This is a genomic window from Enterococcus sp. AMC1157 (assembly GCF_058216555.1).
Genome location: NZ_CM177099.1, coordinates 2,864,263 through 2,885,050, shown reverse-complemented (window position 1 = coordinate 2,885,050; position 20,788 = coordinate 2,864,263). Strand labels below are relative to the sequence as shown.

Annotated in this window: 22 protein-coding genes and 2 tRNA genes; 2 read left to right on the top strand and 22 right to left on the bottom strand. The window is 35.3% G+C overall.

Features of this window, described 5'->3' with window-relative positions; genetic code table 11:
* Positions 1–46 precede the first annotated feature (46 nt).
* From ftsX to AC4BBX_RS14035, 9 genes are all read right to left on the bottom strand, one after another.
* Positions 47–931, bottom strand: coding sequence for a permease-like cell division protein FtsX (ftsX, locus tag AC4BBX_RS14075; RefSeq protein WP_490454430.1), 885 nt, complete (start codon positions 929–931; stop codon positions 47–49).
* Positions 924–1,610: a cell division ATP-binding protein FtsE gene (gene ftsE, locus AC4BBX_RS14070; RefSeq protein WP_490454429.1), complete on the bottom strand. Its 687-nt coding sequence runs from the start codon at positions 1,608–1,610 to the stop codon at positions 924–926. Before ftsE ends, ftsX begins: the two co-directional genes overlap by 8 nt.
* A 598-nt stretch (positions 1,611–2,208) precedes the next feature.
* Positions 2,209–3,322 (bottom strand): peptide chain release factor 2 gene (gene prfB / locus AC4BBX_RS14065; protein WP_490454428.1). Its coding sequence is split into 2 segments (ribosomal slippage): positions 2,209–3,249 and positions 3,251–3,322, totalling 1,113 coding nucleotides; the frame shifts between segments, so codons are not numbered across the junction.
* A gap of 168 nt (positions 3,323–3,490) precedes the next feature.
* Positions 3,491–6,010: a preprotein translocase subunit SecA gene (secA, locus tag AC4BBX_RS14060; protein WP_490454427.1), complete on the bottom strand. Its 2,520-nt coding sequence runs from the start codon at positions 6,008–6,010 to the stop codon at positions 3,491–3,493.
* A 284-nt stretch (positions 6,011–6,294) separates the two neighbouring features.
* Complete coding sequence (hpf, locus tag AC4BBX_RS14055; protein ID WP_490454426.1) at positions 6,295–6,849, bottom strand: ribosome hibernation-promoting factor, HPF/YfiA family; 555 nt, start codon at positions 6,847–6,849, stop codon at positions 6,295–6,297.
* Between the two features lie 124 nt (positions 6,850–6,973).
* Positions 6,974–7,648 carry a ComF family protein gene (locus AC4BBX_RS14050; RefSeq protein WP_490454425.1) on the bottom strand — a complete coding sequence of 225 codons (675 nt, stop codon included), beginning with the start codon at positions 7,646–7,648 and terminating at the stop codon, positions 6,974–6,976.
* On the bottom strand, positions 7,638–8,939 hold the full coding sequence (locus AC4BBX_RS14045; RefSeq protein ID WP_490454424.1) for an ATP-dependent helicase ComFA: 1,302 nt from the start codon (positions 8,937–8,939) through the stop codon (positions 7,638–7,640). Before AC4BBX_RS14045 ends, AC4BBX_RS14050 begins: the two co-directional genes overlap by 11 nt.
* 125 nt (positions 8,940–9,064) lie before the next feature.
* Positions 9,065–9,385 (bottom strand): PTS sugar transporter subunit IIB, encoded by a 321-nt coding sequence (locus AC4BBX_RS14040; protein ID WP_490454423.1) that lies wholly within the window; start codon positions 9,383–9,385, stop codon positions 9,065–9,067.
* Between the two features lie 79 nt (positions 9,386–9,464).
* Positions 9,465–9,761, bottom strand: a complete 297-nt coding sequence (locus tag AC4BBX_RS14035) for a DUF7662 domain-containing protein (protein WP_490454422.1) — start codon at positions 9,759–9,761, stop codon at positions 9,465–9,467.
* 131 nt (positions 9,762–9,892) lie between these two features.
* On the opposite strand from AC4BBX_RS14035, the gene AC4BBX_RS14030 reads away from it, so the two are divergent.
* Positions 9,893–10,522 (top strand): YigZ family protein, encoded by a 630-nt coding sequence (locus AC4BBX_RS14030; protein ID WP_490454421.1) that lies wholly within the window; start codon positions 9,893–9,895, stop codon positions 10,520–10,522.
* A gap of 113 nt (positions 10,523–10,635) precedes the next feature.
* Here the strand turns inward: AC4BBX_RS14030 and AC4BBX_RS14025 are convergent, their stop codons facing one another.
* On the bottom strand, positions 10,636–11,343 hold the full coding sequence (locus tag AC4BBX_RS14025) for a GntR family transcriptional regulator (RefSeq protein WP_490454420.1): 708 nt from the start codon (positions 11,341–11,343) through the stop codon (positions 10,636–10,638).
* A 254-nt stretch (positions 11,344–11,597) separates the two neighbouring features.
* Between AC4BBX_RS14025 and AC4BBX_RS14020 the strand changes: the two genes are divergently transcribed.
* Positions 11,598–11,822, top strand: coding sequence for a DUF1697 domain-containing protein (locus AC4BBX_RS14020; RefSeq protein ID WP_490454419.1), 225 nt, complete (start codon positions 11,598–11,600; stop codon positions 11,820–11,822).
* A gap of 453 nt (positions 11,823–12,275) precedes the next feature.
* Here the strand turns inward: AC4BBX_RS14020 and AC4BBX_RS14015 are convergent, their stop codons facing one another.
* The 12 genes from AC4BBX_RS14015 to AC4BBX_RS13960 all read right to left on the bottom strand — a co-directional run bounded on the left by AC4BBX_RS14015 (position 12,276) and on the right by AC4BBX_RS13960 (position 20,511).
* On the bottom strand, positions 12,276–12,440 hold the full coding sequence (locus tag AC4BBX_RS14015) for a hypothetical protein (protein WP_490454418.1): 165 nt from the start codon (positions 12,438–12,440) through the stop codon (positions 12,276–12,278).
* Between the two features lie 98 nt (positions 12,441–12,538).
* Positions 12,539–12,610: transfer RNA gene (locus tag AC4BBX_RS14010), tRNA-Gln, on the bottom strand.
* Positions 12,611–12,614: 4 nt separating this feature from the next.
* Positions 12,615–12,698, bottom strand: a tRNA-Tyr gene (locus AC4BBX_RS14005).
* 92 nt (positions 12,699–12,790) lie between these two features.
* On the bottom strand, positions 12,791–13,024 hold the full coding sequence (locus AC4BBX_RS14000; protein ID WP_490455827.1) for a DUF2969 domain-containing protein: 234 nt from the start codon (positions 13,022–13,024) through the stop codon (positions 12,791–12,793).
* A 343-nt stretch (positions 13,025–13,367) separates the two neighbouring features.
* Complete coding sequence (locus AC4BBX_RS13995) at positions 13,368–14,012, bottom strand: CBS and ACT domain-containing protein (RefSeq protein WP_490454417.1); 645 nt, start codon at positions 14,010–14,012, stop codon at positions 13,368–13,370.
* A gap of 3 nt (positions 14,013–14,015) precedes the next feature.
* Positions 14,016–14,717 carry an ABC transporter ATP-binding protein gene (locus AC4BBX_RS13990; RefSeq protein ID WP_490454416.1) on the bottom strand — a complete coding sequence of 234 codons (702 nt, stop codon included), beginning with the start codon at positions 14,715–14,717 and terminating at the stop codon, positions 14,016–14,018.
* Positions 14,717–15,493, bottom strand: coding sequence for an ABC transporter ATP-binding protein (locus AC4BBX_RS13985; protein WP_490454415.1), 777 nt, complete (start codon positions 15,491–15,493; stop codon positions 14,717–14,719). Before AC4BBX_RS13985 ends, AC4BBX_RS13990 begins: the two co-directional genes overlap by 1 nt.
* A complete protein-coding gene (locus tag AC4BBX_RS13980) occupies positions 15,474–16,451 on the bottom strand; it encodes a branched-chain amino acid ABC transporter permease (protein ID WP_490454414.1) in 978 nt (325 codons plus the stop codon). The genes AC4BBX_RS13985 and AC4BBX_RS13980 overlap by 20 nt, the downstream gene beginning before the upstream one ends.
* Positions 16,452–16,460: 9 nt before the next feature.
* Complete coding sequence (locus AC4BBX_RS13975; protein ID WP_490454413.1) at positions 16,461–17,363, bottom strand: branched-chain amino acid ABC transporter permease; 903 nt, start codon at positions 17,361–17,363, stop codon at positions 16,461–16,463.
* 140 nt (positions 17,364–17,503) lie between these two features.
* Positions 17,504–18,685: an ABC transporter substrate-binding protein gene (locus AC4BBX_RS13970; protein ID WP_490454412.1), complete on the bottom strand. Its 1,182-nt coding sequence runs from the start codon at positions 18,683–18,685 to the stop codon at positions 17,504–17,506.
* 213 nt (positions 18,686–18,898) lie between these two features.
* Complete coding sequence (gene yidD, locus AC4BBX_RS13965; protein WP_490454411.1) at positions 18,899–19,177, bottom strand: membrane protein insertion efficiency factor YidD; 279 nt, start codon at positions 19,175–19,177, stop codon at positions 18,899–18,901.
* Positions 19,178–19,887: 710 nt separating this feature from the next.
* Entirely contained in the window at positions 19,888–20,511 is a 624-nt protein-coding gene (locus AC4BBX_RS13960) for a 3D domain-containing protein (RefSeq protein WP_490454410.1), read from the bottom strand.
* Between the last annotated feature and the right edge of the window lie 277 nt (positions 20,512–20,788).

Below are 20,788 nucleotides of genomic sequence, written 5' to 3'. Positions count from 1 at the left end.
AAACCATCAAATATTGACTTCTCAATATTTGATGGTTTTAACTTAACTAAACTTTCAAGAATCTTCTCATTGAAATGATTGATCCTAATGAACCAATGACCATTCCAATAATAACAATTAGTCCACAGATTTGAATGATGAATAAATCTGGTGCTAATAAGCTGTAATTTGAACGGAGAAAAAATGGATTTGCAATGTTATAAACTTCTCGATAACCAAAGATCATCAATAAGATTGGTAAAATTGCTCCAAATAATCCAATCCAACCGCCTTCTAGGAAGAAAGGCCAACGAATGTAGCCATTTTTTGCTCCTACTAATCGCATAATTTGAATTTCACGCTCACGTGACAAGATTGTGATACGAATTGTATTAGAGATTAGGAACATTGCTACTAATAATAGTAATAATGATCCGACTAATCCCCAAGTTCGAACATTTTGTGCAATGTTAAAGATGCGTTCTGATAAATCTTCTCCATAACTTGCTTTGTCTACATAAGCAGTAATCTTTTCTGCGTCTTCAGTAATTTGGCGAACATACTGTGGTTCTGTTGCACTAACAATAAAGACATCTAATAATGGGTTGTCTTGTTCAAACAGTCCCCAAACATTTCCAAAAGTATTTTTAATTCTTTCCAATTCTTCATCTTGACTAGTATAAGAGACGGATTCAACATTAGGAATGGCATTTAACTGTTCCTCTAAATCCTGTTTTCCTTCTTCATCTGTTCCGTAAGAAACGAATACAGAAACATCTACGTTATTTTCCATATCTTGAGCTAGTTTTACTGTGTTCATAATAAGCACAAGGAAAACGCCCAACAAAGTTAAAGTAATTGCTACCGCACTAATAGAGGAAATGGTCATCCAGCCATTACGACGTAAGCTCTTTAAACTTTCTAATATATGTCTAAAAAAAGTTCTAATCATCGTAGCCATACTCCCCTTCTACTTGATCTCGAATAATTCGTCCATTCTCAATGGCGATTACACGGTGACGAATGGTGTTTACAATTGTACTATTATGTGTTGCCATCACAATTGTCGTTCCTTGTGCATTGATTCGATCCAATAATTTCATAATTTCCCATGAATTTTCAGGATCTAAATTTCCTGTTGGTTCATCGGCAATCAATACTTTAGGTGTATTTACAATTGCTCGAGCAATCGAAACACGTTGTTGTTCCCCACCAGACAGTTCACTAGGAAATACGCGTACTTTATGTTTTAAACCAACTAAATCTAATACTTCCATTACACGTTTTTTGATTTCACGTGGTTTACGACCGATAACTTGCATTGCATAGGCAACATTTTCATAAACTGTTTTCTTTGGTAACAATTTATAATCTTGGAAAACTACACCAATTTCTCTTCTCATTAATGGAACTTCACGGTTTTTCATTTTTACTAAATCATGTCCTGCGATATTTAGTAAGCCTTTTGATGCTTTTTCTTCTCGATACATTAATTTGATAAAGGTAGATTTCCCTGCACCAGAAGGTCCAACGACATATACAAATTCACCTTGATTAATTGAAACCGAAAGATTACGGATAGCTGTTGTACCGTTAGAGTACTTCTTCATTACATCTTGCATTTCTATCATGGCTATCTCTCCAATCATTTTTTATTCATACCGACTTATTATAACACGGCTATATTTCAAATATCTTTCACTAAGTTACATTTACATTTCATTTAAATACATTTTAATGACTGTTCATAGAACACCATAAAAATAAAACTTCCAGTTCAACTGTCCGAAAAAAGCTCATTGCCAAAGACCGCTCTGAGCCTTCTCTTAGAAGTCTCAAAGCTTTCGGCGTTCAAACACACTGTAAGAAGTAGAGAATCCCTACTTCCAACATTGTGTAATTCATCCTCATCTACAATTGGCGATGAGCCTTTTCTCCTAGTTGCCCTTACAGTTTTTAAAATTCATTTTGTCTCTAAAGAAAAAACTACCATTAGAAACTGAAAGAACAAAACGGAGAAAACACTCTTGTCGTGTGATAAAGAGCTGACGTTCAAACACTGACTAAGTGTGATAACACTTAGTCAGTGTTTGAACGTCAGCAGCCTAAGAGACTCTACACAGAGGCTCGTGGCGTTCTCACACAACAAGAACGTGTTTTCAGAGTTTTTGTTGTGGAAGTTTCTTCATCCGACTATTTCTAAGATAAATATCATTTTAAAACAATAATTTATTCTGTTTGTGTGTTTAGTTTTGATTTTAGGTAGGCATCGATGAATCCGTCTAAATCACCATCCATTACTGCTTGAACATTTCCTGTCTCGAAATTTGTTCGATGATCTTTTACCATTGAGTAAGGATGGAAAACATAAGAACGGATTTGGGAACCCCAGCCGATTTCAAGTTGTTCTCCACGAAGAGCTGCAGCTTCTTGTTCTTGTTTTTCAACTTCCAATTGATACAATTTAGCCTTTAACATCCCCATTGCTTGCTCTCGGTTCTTTAATTGTGACCGTTGTGCTTGACTAGCCACCACAGTTCCAGTTGGTAAATGAGTAATTCGCACGGCAGATTCAGTTTTATTAATATGTTGTCCACCAGCTCCACTGGCACGATACGTATCAATTTTTAAATCATCTGTATTGATTTCTACTTCAATATTTCCATCAAGTTCTGGCATGACATCTACCGAACAAAAAGAAGTATGTCGTCTTTTGGCCGAATCAAAAGGTGATATTCTAACTAAACGATGGACACCTTTTTCCGATTTTAAATAACCATAAGCATTATGACCTTTGATTAATAAAGTCACACTCTTAATTCCTGCTTCATCCCCAGCTTGATAGTCTAATACATCCACTTGGTAACTGTGTTGTTCTGCCCAACGTGTATACATTCTCAAAAGCATACTTCCCCAATCTTGGGACTCTGTACCGCCCGCTCCTGGATGCAACTCTAAAATGGCGTTGTTTCGATCATATGGCTCATCTAGTAGCATAGAAAGTTCGTAGTTATTCATTTCTTCGGTAAGCTTCTCCATAGACTCCACCAGTTCTTGTTCCATTTCTGGATCTGGTTCTTCTTGAAGCATTTCTAATAAAACTTCTAATTCTTCCACGCTTTCTGCTAGATGGTTAAATTTGTCGAAGGCTTCTTTATTAGCATTATTGGCATTAATCAATTGCTGTGCTTCCTGGGCATCGTCCCAAAAACTTGGATCCGCCATTCGATCTTCTGCTTCAGCGATATCTTCTTCTAATTGTTCGAGGTCAAAGAGACCCCCTAAAGCTGTTTATTTTTTCATTCATTTCTTCTAATCGATTGCGAATTTCTGCAATTTCCATTCTGATTCCTTCTTTCATTATTAAGTAAAAAGGAGCCTTGACAAACAAATGTCGTAGCTCCTCAAAACCAATTATTCTTGGTTTAAAAACCATTCTTCAAAAACAGATTTCATGATTGAAAAATTTTAGGAACAATTTTCAAACATTTCTCTTCTAAGTCAGATTGACTTACATTCCTTTGCCATGACAGTTTTTAAATTTTTTCCCACTACCGCAAGGACATAATTCATTACGACCTACTTTTGTCACTTGTACTGGACGTTTTTCAGACGTATTTGTTGCTTCAGAAGATTCAGGTGCCTCTGCCTCACCTTTAGCTACTTGTTCACGTTGAACATTTTGGCGAATTTCAGCTTTCATGAATAAACGGGTCACGTCATATTCAATTGCTCCCACCATATTTTCAAACATAGTATAACCTTCTGTTTGATACTCAACCAATGGGTTATTTTGTCCATATGCACGTAAACCAATCGATTGGCGTAACTGATCCATCGCATCAATATGATCTGTCCACTTCGTATCAACCACTCTTAATATAACAACTTTTTGGAATTCCAATAATTGTTCTGAGCTATTTAATTGTCCCACTTTTTCGTCAAATTTCTCTTGGGCGCGTCCGATTAAATAATCTTTCACTTCTTGAGCCGATTTGCCTTCTAAATCAGCAATTGAAATAGAGTCTTCATGAACTAAAACACTTGCCGCAAAGTCAACAATACCTTCAAGGTTTAATGTATTTGCTTCAACATCAGTATGTCCATCCACGACACGTTCAATTGTACGTTTGACCATACCCATAACTACTTCAGAAAGTGTTTCTTCTTCCATGATTACTTGTTGGCGTTGGCCATAAATAACTTCACGTTGTTCACGCATCACGTCATCATATTGTAAGACATTTTTACGTGTATCGTAGTTGTTTCCTTCCACACGTTTTTGAGCAGATTCTACTTGACGAGAGAACATACGACTTTGAATAACTGAATCTTCTTCATCTACATTTAAACGATCTAAGAAGGCTTTGATTCGGTCAGAACCAAATCGTTTCATCAAATCATCTTCTAAAGATAGATAGAATTGAGAGACACCAGGATCACCTTGACGACCAGAACGTCCACGTAATTGATTATCAATACGACGAGATTCATGGCGTTCAGTACCAATAACAGCTAATCCACCTAATTCAGCTACACCTAAGCCCAGCTTGATATCCGTTCCACGACCAGCCATATTGGTAGCGATAGTAACCGCACCCTTTTGACCTGCATTTAAGATAATCTCTGCCTCTTTAAAGTGATTCTTAGCATTCAAAACTTCATGTGGAATACGTTCTTTAGCTAATTCATTAGATAACATTTCCGAAGTTTCTACAGCAACAGTACCAACCAAAATTGGTTGACCTTTGCGATGACGTTCTTTAATATCTTGAACGACTGCTTTAAATTTACTTTCTAATGTTGGGTATAATAAATCAGCACGGTCATCACGAACAATTGGTCTATTGGTTGGAATTTGGAAAACTTCCATATTATAAATTTCACGGAATTCTTCTTCTTCCGTCTTAGCTGTCCCTGTCATTCCTGCAAGCTTTTTGTACATACGGAAGAAATTTTGGAAAGTGATGGTTGCCATTGTTTTGGTTTCATCTTCAATTTCTACGCCTTCTTTAGCTTCAATTGCTTGATGAAGCCCATCAGAATAACGACGACCATCCATAATACGGCCCGTAAATTGATCGACAATCATTACCTTGTTTTCTTGAATTACATAATCAATATCACGAATCATAATATAGTTTGCACGCAATGATTGATCCAAGTGATGAGTCAGAGCTGTATTTTCAATATCATACAAATTGTCTAAGCCGAAGTTTTCTTCTGCTTTTTCAATTCCGCTTTCAGTTAAAGTAATTGTTTTTGATTGAACATCAATTTTGTAGTCTTCTTCATTTTTTAAACGTTTGATAAAATTATCTGCACGAACATATAAAGCAGTTGATTTTTCAGCCTGCCCAGAAATGATTAATGGTGTTCGTGCTTCATCGATTAAAATAGAGTCAACTTCATCTACAATAGCAAAATTTAATGGACGTTGAACCATTTGATGACGATAAACCACCATGTTGTCTCGCAAATAGTCAAATCCTAATTCATTATTTGTGCTATAAGTAATATCGCAAGCATACGCCGCACGTTTCTCTTCTGAGGATTTAGAATTGATATTCAATCCAACCGTTAATCCTAAGAAATCGTACAACTCACCCATTTCAGTTGAGTCACGTGTTGCTAAATACTCATTGACAGTAACAACATGAACACCTTTACCAGTAATTGCGTTTAAGTATACAGGCATGGTCGCGGTTAAGGTTTTACCTTCCCCTGTACGCATTTCTGGAATGTTTCCATCATGAAGTACAATCCCACCCATTAATTGGACATGGTATGGAAATAGTCCTAATACACGTTTTGCAGCTTCTCTAACAACCGCAAAAGCTTCTGTTAATAATTCATCTAATGTTTCACCATTTTGATAACGTTGACGGAATTCATCTGTTTTCCCACGTAATTCAGCATCTGACAATGCACTCATTTGATCGGCTAAGGCTTCGATTTTCGTTGCCATTTGGTCCAATCGTTTTATTTCTTTTTTATCATTTTCAATCAGTGTCTTTAAAAAGTTGGCCATCCCTTTGTGATTCTCCTTTTACGCATTGTTCCACTTCCTAATTTCTAGGAAAGTCTCCAATCTATTTTATCACTAGTTTCCTTTGATTGCTACTTTTTCCGTCAAAGTAATAGCTTAAAGTAGCAGAAATAGAATTTTGTTAATTTTATGGTTAAGATTATGTAAATTATTGAATCCAAATTTTATTTCAATGAACAGCTTCTAATCATTCTCACGTCAAAGAGAAAAATTTTAACGTTAAAAAAAGAAAACTAGATGTAAAAACATCTAGCTTTCAAAATCAGTTAATCTGTTTCAATTAGGCCATATTTACCATCTTTACGTCGATAAACGATACTAGTACCATTTGTTTCTGCATCTTCAAAGATGAAGAAATTATGTCCCAACATATTCATTTGTAATACAGCTTCTTCACTGTCCATTGGTTTTAATGAAAGACGTTTAGTGCGAACAATTTCTAATTCAGAACCATTTTCTTCTTCACTTTCATCTGAATTTGAAAAAAGCGGTGCACTCAAGTCAGGTAACGCCGTTTCACGGGATTTGCGATTAATTTTCGTTTTAAACTTGCGGATTTGTCGTTCTAATTTATCGACAACCAAATCAATACTTGCGTATAAATCTGGTGAAGTTTCTTCCGCTCGTAACACTAGATAAGGCAGTGGAATAGTTACTTCTACTTTTGCTGTTTTCTCAGTGTAAACCTTTAAGTTAACGTGAGCTGTTGCATCTGGTGCATCGCTAAAGTAGCGTTCTAATTTCCCTACTTTTTTCTCTACGTAGTTACGAATTGCTTCCGTCACTTCAATATTTTCTCCGCGTACATTGTATCTAAACATAACAATTGCCCCTTTCATCTACCAATTAAAGAGAAGCAAGGACCACTCTGCTCTCTCCTTATATTCATTATATCGAACTTTATAAGAATTGCAAAAGAAATCGGTATCAGAAACAGAATAAATTTTATCGTGCAAGTGTGAAAGTTTGAATTTCTTTAGGTCCATAGGATAACAAAACCTCTGCTGCATGAAATAAAGTTCGTCCTGTTGTATAAACATCATCCACTAAGATCACTTTTTGATTTTGAATTTTGAGGGCCTCTGGAGTTCCACAAAACGGCTGAGGCATCGCTAAACGCTCCTGACGATTTTTTTCAGACTGCGGCGTTAAATGTTGATTTCTTATTAAATAACGACACATTGAAACATCAGCTGCCTCTAAAATAGCTTCTACTTGATTAAATCCTCGTTCTAACAACCTCTTTTCAGTTAAGGGAATTGGAATAACCAGTGCAGACTGATGTTTGAAAAAACCTGAAACTTCTGAAGCAAAGACCCTTTTCAAATGATAATCTCCTAAAAATTTAAATTGATACATCCATTCTTTAAATCCCTCACTGTATTGAAATAAAGCATGGTGTCTAAAATTATAGGCTGGATATAATTTTTGCCACCTTTGGCACTCTATACATATTGATATTTCTCCCATCTTCTTACATGTTGGGCAACAAGGTTCATCTAGCCATGTTATTTTTTTGATACACTGCGAACATTTTTCTTCTGTAATGATCCAGGGAAACAAAATTTCTTGAATGGATAGGTTGCGAATCAGTTCTTTTTGACACCAACTACAATTCATTGTTTAACCACCTTTGCGCTAAATGATTCATCTCTTTTATTTCTTTTAAGGCTTGGCGAATAGCTGGAGTTTGTTGATTGAAAAAGAATAACACTCGTCCTCTATTAAAATCGCCTTTACGATCCACTCTACCAGCAATCTGCACTAAAGCGGATTTAGAAAAGACTGGATGATTAGCTCCCAGAATAATTACAGAGACATTTTCGAAAGTGACCCCACGTTCAAGAATGGTTGTAGAAAGTAAAATTCGATATTTTTTTTCACGCATATTTTGAACTTTTTCTTCTCTCTGTTCATCTTGCGCGGAGACACAAGTCAGCTCATCTGTTGTAAAAAAAGAGGACAATTTCACATAAACTTTTTTCATAAATACAATACTAGGACAAAATACTAACACCGCATTATCTTTCATTAATATGTTGAGGTACCGAACTAACTTACGAATTTTCCGAGTAGATACAAAACACTGCTTCCATGATTCATACCAAATAAGTTCAGGAACGATTAATGGTCTTTGGTGAAACCTTAAAGGAAGTTTTTCAATAGAAAATGTCTTTATTTCTTTTAATAGATTTTGAGAGGGTGTCGCTGTTAAATAGATATAATTACCTATTTGTTTTAATGCTTGTCTGACCGCAAAACGTAAAAGAGGATCTCCTTCGTATGGAAATGCATCAATTTCATCAACAATTAATAAATCAAAAGCTTGATAAAAATGAAATAACTGATGTGTGGTACAAACGGTCAACTTACTGTATCGATAACGTTCTTCTGATGCTCCATAAAGAAGTAAGGCTTTTTCATTAGGGAAAACTTGAGAGATTCGAGGATAGATTTCTCGACAAACATCAATTCTAGGAGAAGTTACGCCAACTCTACCACCCTTTTTTAAAACTTCCGCAATTATTGGAAAAATCATTTCAGTCTTACCCGATCCTGTGACTGCCCAAATAAGTGAGTGCTTGTTCTTTTGGAAATTTTTGATTAAAACATCAGCAATTTTTTGTTGAAAATTGGTCAGAGTGCCACTCCATGTGAATTGAATATCTCGTGCTTCAGTCTGCTCTTCTTCTGATGCTAATAAATGTCGACTGGTTAAACGCCCAAAATCAATACAAAAAGGACAATAAATATCTCCATTAGGTAATTCTGCTATTTCCTTAACAAAGTGACTCCCACATCGTTGACAAAAGACTTTATCACCTAGTACTAGCGCCTCACGACAGGTTACCGTCGATGGCAATTTTTGATTTACTTCCACAACAACTTGTCTTCCTAAAAACTCCGACATATTTCATCACCTCAACTAAAGATACGCAAAAAAATGAACTTTTTTTTATATCTTTAGTAAAATATATAAACTCAGTTTTCAATAAAAAAAAACTGTAACATTTTATAGTTACAGTTCTTTACTTCTTATTCAACAATTAATTTTAATGCTTCTTCTAATACTTTAGCGCCATTCATCATTCCATAATCGGCCATGTTGATTACCTCTAATGGAATACCTTTTGGTGCTAAACGTTTTTCAAAGTCACCCTTCATAAAACGTACTTGAGGACCTAATAATAATACATTTACATCTTTATTTTCTAAATGGCTATCAGCTTCTGAAGCCGATACTGCAAAAATATCTGCTTCTATTCCTTGTTCATCTGCTGCTTTTTGCATTTTTGTTACTAATAAGCTGGTGCTCATACCTGCAGAACATACAAGCATAATTGTTTTTTTCGCCATACCAATTACTCCCCACTTTAAATTATTTAATATCTCTTATTATAAAATATAATCTATGATTGTCAATGAATCAAAAAGCCTAGTTTTTACTGGGCATTAACCAGTTAGCCTTTAATAAAGGTCGAAAAACGATGTACTCTTTTTCTAAGTTTACATGAATTACTTCATAATTAGCATTAATCCAAGCATAGGCTCCTTTTTCAGGGTGACGATAATCATTTGCCCACCAGTCAAGGCTTGTACGGGCTGTTTTAGGTAAGCCATTTGCCGGAAATAATAGTTCATCAATTTGAGTAAAAGTTAATGTTACTTGTGATCCACCATTGTTTTGTAAGTATTTGGTAATCACTGAGTATTTCTTTTTACGTTCCGCCATTTTTCCGCCCCCTTTTATTTATTATTACGCTTTCATTACAAAAAAGCAAGGGTTACCAATTTGAAAAAACAATGATTTTTCCCTATACTAATTAAGTATATATTTTATTTATCCAGATGAGGAGATTGCCCGTGATTGATACTTATTTAACAATTAAAGAAGATGGACAAGCTGAACTAGAGATCAAAAAATCTAGGTTTATTTGTAGCTTGAAGAGAATCGAATCCGAAGAAGAAGCTAAGGAATTTATTCAAAAGATAAAAAAGGAACACTGGAAAGCCAATCATAATTGTAGTGCCTTTGTTTTGGGAGAACAAAATGAGATCCAACGTTCTAGTGATGATGGAGAACCTAGTGGAACTGCTGGTGTCCCCATGTTAGAAGTGCTCAAAAAAAATGAATTAATGAATGTTGCGGCGGTAGTCACTCGTTACTTTGGCGGTACAAAATTAGGTGCTGGAGGTTTGATTCGTGCCTATTCAGGAGCAGTAGCAAATGCTCTACATGAAATTGGTATCGTTCAAGGTATTTTACAACAAGAGGTTTTTACTACAATAGACTATTCGTTATTGGGTAAATTACAACATTATTTAGAGCAAAAAAACTTACAAGTCAAAGATACTCAATTTTTGGAAAACGTTACTCTGTGTGTCATGGTTGAAGAGGTGCACGTTTTCCAAGATGAAGTGACGGATTTACTAAATGGACAAGTCACCTTTTTTAAAGGAACTAGTTCTTACATTGAAATTCCAAAAAAATAAATTCAGGATGTTATGACCATCAGTGATTGAACAGTAAAAAATCCGAAGAAAAGTAGATCATTTCTATTTTGATGAAATTTATTCTACTTTCTTCGGATCTTTTTGTCATTTTTTTATTTTTCCAAGAAAAATTCAAATCGATTCCCTACATATTGACTGCGAACATACTCAAAAGGATGACTATCCTCTAAAAAAGAAACTTGACGCATTCGTAAAATGGCATCTCCTTTTTTTATATCTAAGTAATCGGCAATTTTTTCAGAAGCTAACATAGCTGAAATCGTTTGGTTGGCTCCACCAATTTTTCGATGTCCTTTTTCTTCAAGCGTTCGGTATAAAGAAGAAGTAATCTCAGACTTACTAAATTGATAAATTAATTTTTCTGGAATACTCGCTACTTCAAAACAGATTGGAATCCCATCAGCTAGACGAATTCGTTCCATTCGTAAAATAGTATCGTCTTTTGTTAACTTAAGTTTATCCATCTCGCTAGAACTAGGGGAAGTAATCACATAAGATACAGCCCTGCTTGACGGCTCTCGTCCTTGTGAAAGCATGATTTCTGTAAAACTGGTCGTCCCAGTCATTTTTTCTTGAACCTTCCGACTGGCAACATAGGTTCCTGAACCTATCTTTCTCTCTAAAATTCCTTCATCCGCTAAGGTTTGGATTGCTTGCCGTAAAGTCATTCGACTAACCCCAAACTGCACAGACAATTCTCTCTCAGAAGGCAAACGATCACCTATTTCCCAAAAGTTAGATTCTATTTTTTCTTTGATTGCATCATGTATTTGTATATAGACGGGTAATGTATCTGGCATTGCTATACCTCCTAAATTTCATTTGGTAATTATTTTTGATACTCTGGTGTTTTTTCACTCTTTTTTTTTCTATACCATTATAACTGGTATATACCTTAAAACACAATACCTAAAGCACAAAAATACTAGTTATAAAGAAGAAAATTACGGTAATAATCCTAGATTAAAAGGATGACCCCGCCTTTGAAGATAAAAGGATATGATATACTCAAAATGAACTTAATTCATTTTGAGTAGGTAATGGAGGAAATTGTATGAAAAATCTAGTTCTTTTAAGAGGCGTAAATGTTGGCGGAAATAAAAAAGTACCTAAGGCTGATTTTAAACAAGTCTTAGAAAGTCTGAGCTGTACAGAGGTCATCATTTACATTAACTCTGGAAATGCAATCTTTGATTCCCCTAAAGATTTATCTCAGCAACAAATTCAAGAAGTTCTTGAACAATATTTTGGCTTCTCCATCCCCACCCTCTTGATTTAAGGATCAAAGATAGTTCAGATTGCTGAAGCGATACCGCAACAATGGGCTAATGACAAAGTCATGAAAAGTGATGTTGTGTTTCTTTTTGACGAAATTAACGATAACTCCATTCTAATTCAGTTGGGCTACAAATCAGTAGTTGAACATATGATTTACGTAGACGGAGCAGTCCTTAGTATGATTACACGTGACAATCAGTAAAAAAGTAGTTTGAAAAAACCGGTTGGGACAAAACTTTATTCTAAAGTTACTGTTCGTAATGTGAATACAGTTAGAAAATTAGCCGAACTAATCAAAGCAGAATAAATGCTTTCATTAGTTTCTTAGCAAAAAAGATAAAACAATACTCCTCCGAAAAATCACCTAAATATTTATCCATCGACTATCAGCCATTTTGGGGAAACAAAAAAAGTTTGCTAACCATTTGGTAGCAAACTTTTTTGAAAATAGACTTTAATGATTTTTTGAGTGCCATTTAATCGTGCGTTTGGTTTGACGTGGCTGTGTTACTTTTACGCCTTTTTTATCGATTTCTACAGATACGTCTTTCTTCGCTACATCGTATACATGCTCTGCGACCTCTGTTATTTTTTCTTTTAAATTGAATGGAAATTTCATTAAAAACCCTCCTTCTCTAAACTGCCTCTCTTTTAGAGTATCGCAAATGTTTAAATTCTTCAACAAAAAAGGACACGTTTTTCACGTGTCCAAGAAAACTGGGGTAGCTGGATTCGAACCAACGCATGAGGGAGTCAAAGTCCCTTGCCTTACCGCTTGGCTATACCCCATTAATGGTGGAGGAGAGTGGATTCGAACCACTGAACCCTAAGGAACGGATTTACAGTCCGTCGCGTTTAGCCACTTCGCTACTCCTCCAAAAGGTTGTTTAACAACCCGACTTAGTTATAATACAAGATTATTTAATTTAATGCAAGAGGTTTTTTGCTCTTTTTTATTTTTTCTAGAAACTATTCATGTAAGTTCCATTGACGAATAATTGTCTCTACTGCAATTTCCATTGTTTTACTTGAACCTAAGTCTTCATTGTCCATGAAGCTGTGGAAATCTTTTGGTGCATACTCCAAAACTTCTCCAATTTTTTTCTTACCAATATGCAATTCAGTAACTTCATAAGTTGTTCCATTGATTACTTTGCTCGTATCTTCCATGCGAATTTCAATATCTTTGTTCTTTTTCATGATTTTCACCTCAGATCTCTTTAAATCTTCTATCATTTTAAAATTTTTTGCATCTAAATACTTATTTTAGAAAGGTTTCAACAAAAAAAACCTCGATTTCTATTTTATCATATTTAGATAAAATTCCTAGTAATAACTTCTATTTTTCAGTCAATCCTCAAAAAGAAATAAATACTTACACTCAAAACCAAATGGAACTTCCAGAATAAAAACTGAAATAATCTGGGAGAAAAGTCAGACCGATTTCTCACAATGTCTGTTCTTTACGGGCAGATGGTTTGGAAGTTTGATTATTTCTTGCTTAACAAAAAAGGACATATTTCCAACATGTCCTCCTGTTTATATTCTATTGGCTAATACCTACTGTATTAATAATTGTATAACCAGCGTCCTCCAACACTTGTTTAATACTTGTTACATCTTGTGACTCTACCTGTATCTCGACAATTGTTTGATTATTCATTCGATTGACAACAATCGTTGCAATACTAAAATCTTTATCTGCTAATGATTGAGCAATATGGGCAAGGATTCCCTTATGATCTTCTAAAAGCTGAATGGTTACTCTTGTACCACCATCGTTATAACCTGTAATTTTCAAGAAAGCATCAAAGATATCATTGTTCGTAATGATCCCTTTCAACTCTTCCCCATCTATTACTGGTAAAACACCAATATTATTGCTACGCATAATCGAGATTGCATCTTCTAACAAAGCATCTGGAGCGATAGTTTCTACTTTTTTAATCATTACATCTCGAACAGTTGTCTTGTTCAACAAATAATTCACTTCATAAACACTTAAACTTGTCGCTTTTGATGGCATCGCTTCTTGAATAATTCCTTCAGTAATCAAGCCCACAAGTTTTCCTTGCTCCAAAACTGGTAGACGGTGGATGTCATGTTTTTTCATTAAATCAATTGCGTCAAAAATTGGTGTTTCTGGTGATACAGTTATTAATTCGGTTGACATAAAATCACTAACACTCATTTTTTACCCTCCTAAATACGCTTTTTTCACAGATTCACTAGATAATAGCTCTGTTCCCGTACCCTCAAGTACAATTTTTCCTGTTTCCAAAACATAACCACGATCGGCAATCGAAAGTGCCATATTGGCATTTTGTTCAATCAACAAAACGGTTGTCCCCTGTTGCTTAATTTCTTGAATTATCGAAAAAATCTCACGAATAAAAATTGGTGCCAATCCCATAGAAGGTTCATCCAGTAAAAGTAACTTAGGTTTAGACATTAAGGCTCGTCCCATAGCTAACATTTGCTGTTCCCCGCCTGATAGTGTAGCAGCATCTTGATTCTTTCGTTCCTTTAAAACTGGAAACTTTGCAAAAACTTGTTCATAGTCTTCTTTAACACCACTGTCTTTTCTTAAGAAGGCACCCATCTCTAGATTCTCTTGGACAGTCAGACCTGAAAAAACATGACGGCCTTCTGGCACTTGTGATAATCCTGAAGCTACAATCTTTTGAGGAGCTTCTTTTTCAATCGTTCTTCCTTCAAAAGTAATATTTCCTTCAGATGGACGAATAAGTCCAGAAATAGTACGTAAAATTGTCGTTTTACCAGCACCATTAGCACCAATTAGTGAGACAATTTCTCCTTGATTTACTTGAAAAGAAACATCACGCACGGCTTGAATCATACCATAACGAACGGATAAGTTTTCTACTGTTAACATTATATCTCCCCTCCTAGGTAAGCTTCAATCACTCGTGGATCATTCTTAATTTTTTCTGGATCGCCCTCAGCAATAACTTGACCATATTCTAAAACATAAATCCGTTCACAAACATCCATAACCAAACTCATATCATGTTCAATCAATACGACTGTCAAATCAAATTCTTGCTGAATTTTACGAATTAATTTGGTTAAATCGGCAGTTTCTTGCGGATTCATCCCAGCTGCTGGCTCGTCTAAAAATAAAATTTTAGGTTCTGTTGCTAAAGCTCGTACAATTTCCAAACGTCTTTGTTGTCCATAAGGTAAGTTTCTAGCTAAGGTGTCAACTTTATCTTCTAACTCAAAGATAGTCAATAACTCACGAACTTTTTGTCTCATCTCTTCTTCTGATTTATAAAACTTAGGTAAACGAAGAATACTTGTTAAAAAGCCCTGTTTGTTTTTAGAATTCATCGCAACTAAGACATTTTCCATCACTGTTAAATCTTTAAATAAACGAATATTTTGGAAAGTACGAGATACTCCTAAATCAGCAATTTTATATGGCTTCATTCCATTTAAACGTTGCTCAACACCTTCAACTTCAAACAAGACATCCCCACTACTTGGTTCATAAACACCTGTTAGTAAGTTAAATAGAGTTGTTTTTCCGGCACCATTCGGACCAATTAAACCAATCAATTCTTGTTTTTCTACTTCAATGTCTACATGAGAAACAGCTGCTAGGCCACCAAAATTTTTTGTCAAATTATTAACCGTTAGTAGAGGCATTTGAATCGTCCCCCTTTTTACTAAATTTGTCGAAAATACGTTTAACTGAAAATTCCCATGTTCCCAATAATCCACCTGGTTTGAAAATCATGATGGCAATAATCGCCAACGCATAAATAATCATTCGTAAGTTACCAAAGTCTTGAAGATACATATTTAAGATTCCCAAAACAATCGCTGAAACAACCGCCCCAGTGGTGCTTCCAATTCCTCCAAATACGACAATAATTAAGACATCAATTGATTTCATAAAACCATAATCTTGAGGGAATACTGATTGTTGATAGCTGGCAAATAAGCTCCCTGCCAAACTAGCCAAAACTGCTCCCATAACAAAAGCGACAACTTTGTATTTTGTTGTATTTACTCCCATTGACTCTGCAGCAATTTCATCTTCTCGAATAGACAATGTCGCACGACCCGCTCCACTATGAATAAAGTTAGAGACAATCATAATCGATAGAACCATCATAATAAAAATGACTTGCCAGTTACTAAACTGAGGTAAACCAAAAATACCGGCTGGTCCATTAGTTAAATCACGAAGATTAATTATTAAAATACGAATAATCTCAGAAATTCCCAAAGTAGCAATTGCTAGATAGTCACCTTTTAGACGCAAAGTAGGTATCCCAACAACTACTGCTACAATTCCTGCAATCAGCATTCCGATTAATAAACTTGTAAAAAATCCACCATAAGTTGGATTATCTCTGGTTATGATTGCAGTTGCATAGGCACCAATCGCCATAAAACCCGCATGTCCTAAAGAGAACTGTCCAGAAAAACCAATAATTAGATTCAAACCGACTGCTAAAATAATATTAATGCCAATGTTAGCAATAATCGCATCTGTAAATAGATTAATGACGCCCCCATTATATAAGGCGAATAAACCAAAATAGATGACAGCGGCTAAAGCCAACCAAATTAGATTGTATTTTAAATTCTTTTTCATCGCTGACACCTACACTTTCTCTTTTATATTTTTTCCTAAGATACCCGCTGGACGAATTAATAAAATAAAAATTAATACGGCATAAACTAAGGCATCTTTATAATCAGAAAATCCTAAAGCAATAGCCATCGTCTCAATTAAACCAATAACAAATCCACCCAAAGCTGCTCCGGGAATAATTCCAATTCCACCTAAAACAGCAGCAACAAAGGATTTCAAACCAGGCGCAACACCCATCATTGGGTTAATTGAATTGTAATACAAACCAATCAACATTCCTCCAGCTGCAGCCAAGGCTGAGCCTAAAGCAAAGGTAAACGAAATTGTCCGATTGACATTAATTCCCATTAATTTTGCCGCATCAGCATCCACACTTACCGCACGCATCGCTTTACCCATACGTGTTTTTTGAACAATTAATTGTAATAAAACCATTAAAGTAACTGAGATAAACAAAATCAGTAATTGAATATTACTTACCGTAATAAAACCAATACTGAAGGTTTGTCTAACAATCGCTTGAGGAAACGGTCTTGTATCTGGTGAAAAGAAATAAATCATCAAATTTTGTAACAAATATGAAACACCGATTGCCGTAATCAACGCGGCAATTCGTGTTGATTTGCGTAAAGGTCGATACGCTAAAAATTCGATTGTTACACCAAAGAAAGCACTAATTAGCATTGATAGAATTAAGGCAACAAAAAATCCCAAACTATTCGTTAAAATTCCCCACGTATTAAAGGAGTTAATAATAAAGTAACCAATAAAACTTCCAATCATATAGACTTCACCATGAGCAAAGTTAATCAATTTAATAATTCCATAAACCATCGTGTAACCTAAGGCCATTAGGGCATAAATACTCCCTAGAAACAAACCATTAACAAGTTGTTGGATCATAACTTCCATTTTTTTCACATCCAATAAGTTCATTTTTCTTACAATAGAAAGTACCTTGATAGTTTCTTCCTACTTTTTTCATCATAAAAGCTGGGACAAAACCGATTGTTTGATTTTGTCCCAGCTTTTATTTCTAATCGATCCACTGATTATGGATTTACTGCGTCAGCTGAGCTTTCTTTCCCATCTGTAAAACCGATAACTACTAGAGATTTTTCAGGGTTATGGTTTTCATCCATTGTGATATTTCCTGTTACCCCAACAAAATCAGTTAATTCTGATAAACCTTTAGTGATTGCAATTGAATCAGCAGAATCTTCTGCTTCAATTGCTGCTTTAATCATGTACATTGCATCATAAGCTAAAGCATTAAACGTTGAAGGTTCTTTGCTATATTCAGCTCTGAATGCTTCGATAAATGGTTCTACTGTATCATTTGCTGGTGCTAAAGCTGAGAAGTGACCAGTATAATATACATCAGATACGTTAGCTGCATCTGCCAATTGAATCATTTTTTCATCACCGAAACCATCTGCTCCGATAATTGGTTGATCAATACCCATTTCACGTGCTTGTTTAATAATCAAACCAGCTTCTTCGTAGTAACCAGGTACATATAACACATCAAAGTCAGTGCTTTTGATTTTTGTTAATACCGCTTGGAAATCTGTTTGGTCTTTTGTAAAGTTTTCTTCTACAGCAATATTGCCTGTATATTCACCTTTAAAGGCATTTGTTAATCCAATTGCATAATCACTTGAATTATCACCTAAAATAGCTACATTTTCAGCATTTAATGTTTCAGCTGCATATTTCGCTAAGATAACTCCTTGGAAGCTATCTTGGAAACAAGAACGGAAAACATATTCTTGTACAGCATCACCGTTAACAGTAATTGAATCATCTGTACCAGAAGGTGTAACCAATGGTACTTGAGCTCTTGTTACGTTAGGGATAGCTGCTTTTGTTGCACCAGATGTTGCAGGTCCAATAATTGCTACTACGCCATCATTTTCTGTTAAGTTGGCAGCTACTGTTGCTGCTTCATTTGGTTCTGATTTGTTGTCTTTAATAACAAGTTCGACTTCTTTTCCTAAGATGCCGCCTTCTTCATTAATTTGTTTAACTGCAAGTTCGACTCCGTCTCTTTCTTGAGTACCATATCCAGCAACTCCACCAGATAATTCTAGATTCAAACCAATTTTGATTGTGTCACCCTCTTGTGCGTTTCCGCCATCAGCTGAACCATTTGAAGAACCCCCACTTGGTCCTGCGCTACAAGCTCCCAATAAAAATAAGCTCGCAAATAAAAATGCAAATTTCTTTTTCATAAATAATTCCTCCCTCTTTCTACTCCCCTGAATATGTTAATCAATATACATAATTTTTCTGTAATTGTCAACGAATTTTCAGAATATTTTATATATTGATTTTTATCTAACATTTAAAGCGATTTCCTTTGCTGCTCCGCAATTTCTCTCTGCTTCATTTACTTGAAATAAAGTAAAAAAAATGAAAACTCAACGGAAATGAGTCTTCATCTTTTAAGAGTGTTTTTTATAGGTATAATTGGGACGTTCTTGATCGGTAGTATTCCGTTTTAAAGTAAACTTTTTGGGCACATAATCAACCCCACCTTTTACAAATGGATGACATCTGAGTATTCTTGCTAACCCCATCAAACTCCCCTTCGCTGCTCCATGAACTTGAATCGCTTCAATTGTATAAGAAGAACAAGTTGGATAGTAACGACAACTTGGAGGGAATAAGGGAGAAATAAACCGTTGATAGCCTCTAACTAATGAGATTAAAATTTTTTTCATCAATTTCCCTCTTTTCATTCAAACTATACCTTTTTTTAACACAAGAAACAAGTTTTGGTTATTCTAAAGAGCTAAAGAAAGTCAATAAACGTTACTATTCATCACAAATTTGACGCTTCACTACGAGAGAGGCTTGCTTAGGTCAGCCCGGAATCGCTCCAAGCCTGTAGTCTTGGAGCTTTCAAGCTTTACACGCCCAGTAAATCAATTTGCAACTGGGCGTAGTTCACATTGAATTCTAGACATGACGACAACGCGAGCCTCTCTCTGCGTTACGCTGGGAATTGATTGACTAGCGTAATTTATTCAATTTTTTAGGACACTACCCATGACCTTCTCCGCTGTGTTCTTCTATTTTTTTTTGACTATTATTTTTAGGTAATAATGCATCATTCATTAGTTCAAAACAGAGAGCTTCAGGAACTGGAAGTTCAACTGGGAAGAAATTCCTCATCGTAGTCTAAAGATGAGGATGAATTACGTAGAGTTGGAAGGAATGTTTTTCCACTTCCTACTGTGCGTTTGAACGCCGAAAGCTTTGAGACTCCCTAGAGGCACAGAGCGGTCTACTACAATGAGGACTTTTCTGGACAGATGAACTGGAAGTTTCCAGATCTATTCAATCTTCGCTATAAATAGTAGATTTTGAAACCAACAAAAAACTTGATGAAGCATTTTTTTGCTTCACCAAGTTTTAATCTACTATTATATTAGTCTAAGATAGTAACGACTACTTGTCGTCTTCCCCATTGAATACATTGTTCATAGGTTGGGAAATGAACATCGACAATATTTCCTTTAATTGCGCCACCTGTATCTACTGCATAAGCTTCACCGTAGCCTTCTACGTGTAAACGAGTTCCCAATGGAATAACATTTGGATCTACTGCAACCGCAATTGGATTTTCTAAAAGGTTTTGACCTGTTGCTGTCACGGTTCCTCCACCTAATAAATCTGCAGGATCTGAACTATAAGCGGTAGATTCCATTACCATAGTTCGACCGTTTCTAATCGCTTCTTCTTGTGCTTCACGTTCGGCTTGTTCTCTTGCTTCTTGTTCCGCTTTTTCCTTCGCTTCTCGTTCAGCTTTTTCTTTTGCCTCACGTTCGGCTTTTTCTTTTTCTTCAATTACATTTTTTGCTTCTTTAACAGCTTCGCTTTCTACAGCTAAACTGATTAATGAACTTGACATATTTTGAACAGATTCCTCTGCAATCACTTCATGACTCATCAATTGATCTTCTACTTGTTCTTCTGCCGCATAAACTGGAAACAATGAACCAAAAGACATTGCTAACGTTAAAAATGCTACATGTAAAATTCGTACTTTCATCTTAACTAGATTCCTCCTAAATTGATACGAAATGTATCTTATCATAGGAATTATCTAGCTAGGTTACGAATGTATTAATGCTCTTTAACGCCACAATAGAAAACGCTTTATTATTTGTTATATTTGACATACTTTCATTATTTATTCATTTATTTTTATTGTTTCTCAATAAAAAAGCTTGTTAAGTCAGCGTTTATAGAATTCATATTAAAATTCACTCAGTTAATGGGTTTTTATTTTGTTGTAACATAAATCAAGTAAATTCTTTATAAAAATA

Excerpts from the sequence above, each read along its gene's own strand:
- ftsX (WP_490454430.1), bottom strand. The coding sequence starts at position 931 with ATGATTAGAACTTTTTTTAGACATATATTAGAAAGTTTAAAGAGCTTA.
- ftsE (WP_490454429.1), bottom strand. The coding sequence starts at position 1,610 with ATGATAGAAATGCAAGATGTAATGAAGAAGTACTCTAACGGTACAACA.
- secA (WP_490454427.1), bottom strand. The coding sequence starts at position 6,010 with ATGGCCAACTTTTTAAAGACACTGATTGAAAATGATAAAAAAGAAATA.
- hpf (WP_490454426.1), bottom strand. The coding sequence starts at position 6,849 with ATGTTTAGATACAATGTACGCGGAGAAAATATTGAAGTGACGGAAGCA.
- AC4BBX_RS14050 (WP_490454425.1), bottom strand. The coding sequence starts at position 7,648 with ATGAATTGTAGTTGGTGTCAAAAAGAACTGATTCGCAACCTATCCATT.
- AC4BBX_RS14045 (WP_490454424.1), bottom strand. The coding sequence starts at position 8,939 with ATGTCGGAGTTTTTAGGAAGACAAGTTGTTGTGGAAGTAAATCAAAAA.
- AC4BBX_RS14040 (WP_490454423.1), bottom strand. The coding sequence starts at position 9,385 with ATGGCGAAAAAAACAATTATGCTTGTATGTTCTGCAGGTATGAGCACC.
- AC4BBX_RS14035 (WP_490454422.1), bottom strand. The coding sequence starts at position 9,761 with ATGGCGGAACGTAAAAAGAAATACTCAGTGATTACCAAATACTTACAA.
- AC4BBX_RS14025 (WP_490454420.1), bottom strand. The coding sequence starts at position 11,343 with ATGCCAGATACATTACCCGTCTATATACAAATACATGATGCAATCAAA.
- AC4BBX_RS14020 (WP_490454419.1), top strand. The coding sequence starts at position 11,598 with ATGAAAAATCTAGTTCTTTTAAGAGGCGTAAATGTTGGCGGAAATAAA.
- AC4BBX_RS14015 (WP_490454418.1), bottom strand. The coding sequence starts at position 12,440 with ATGAAATTTCCATTCAATTTAAAAGAAAAAATAACAGAGGTCGCAGAG.
- AC4BBX_RS13995 (WP_490454417.1), bottom strand. The coding sequence starts at position 14,012 with ATGAGTGTTAGTGATTTTATGTCAACCGAATTAATAACTGTATCACCA.
- AC4BBX_RS13990 (WP_490454416.1), bottom strand. The coding sequence starts at position 14,717 with ATGTTAACAGTAGAAAACTTATCCGTTCGTTATGGTATGATTCAAGCC.
- AC4BBX_RS13985 (WP_490454415.1), bottom strand. The coding sequence starts at position 15,493 with ATGCCTCTACTAACGGTTAATAATTTGACAAAAAATTTTGGTGGCCTA.
- AC4BBX_RS13980 (WP_490454414.1), bottom strand. The coding sequence starts at position 16,451 with ATGAAAAAGAATTTAAAATACAATCTAATTTGGTTGGCTTTAGCCGCT.
- AC4BBX_RS13975 (WP_490454413.1), bottom strand. The coding sequence starts at position 17,363 with ATGGAAGTTATGATCCAACAACTTGTTAATGGTTTGTTTCTAGGGAGT.
- AC4BBX_RS13970 (WP_490454412.1), bottom strand. The coding sequence starts at position 18,685 with ATGAAAAAGAAATTTGCATTTTTATTTGCGAGCTTATTTTTATTGGGA.
- yidD (WP_490454411.1), bottom strand. The coding sequence starts at position 19,177 with ATGAAAAAAATTTTAATCTCATTAGTTAGAGGCTATCAACGGTTTATT.
- AC4BBX_RS13960 (WP_490454410.1), bottom strand. The coding sequence starts at position 20,511 with ATGAAAGTACGAATTTTACATGTAGCATTTTTAACGTTAGCAATGTCT.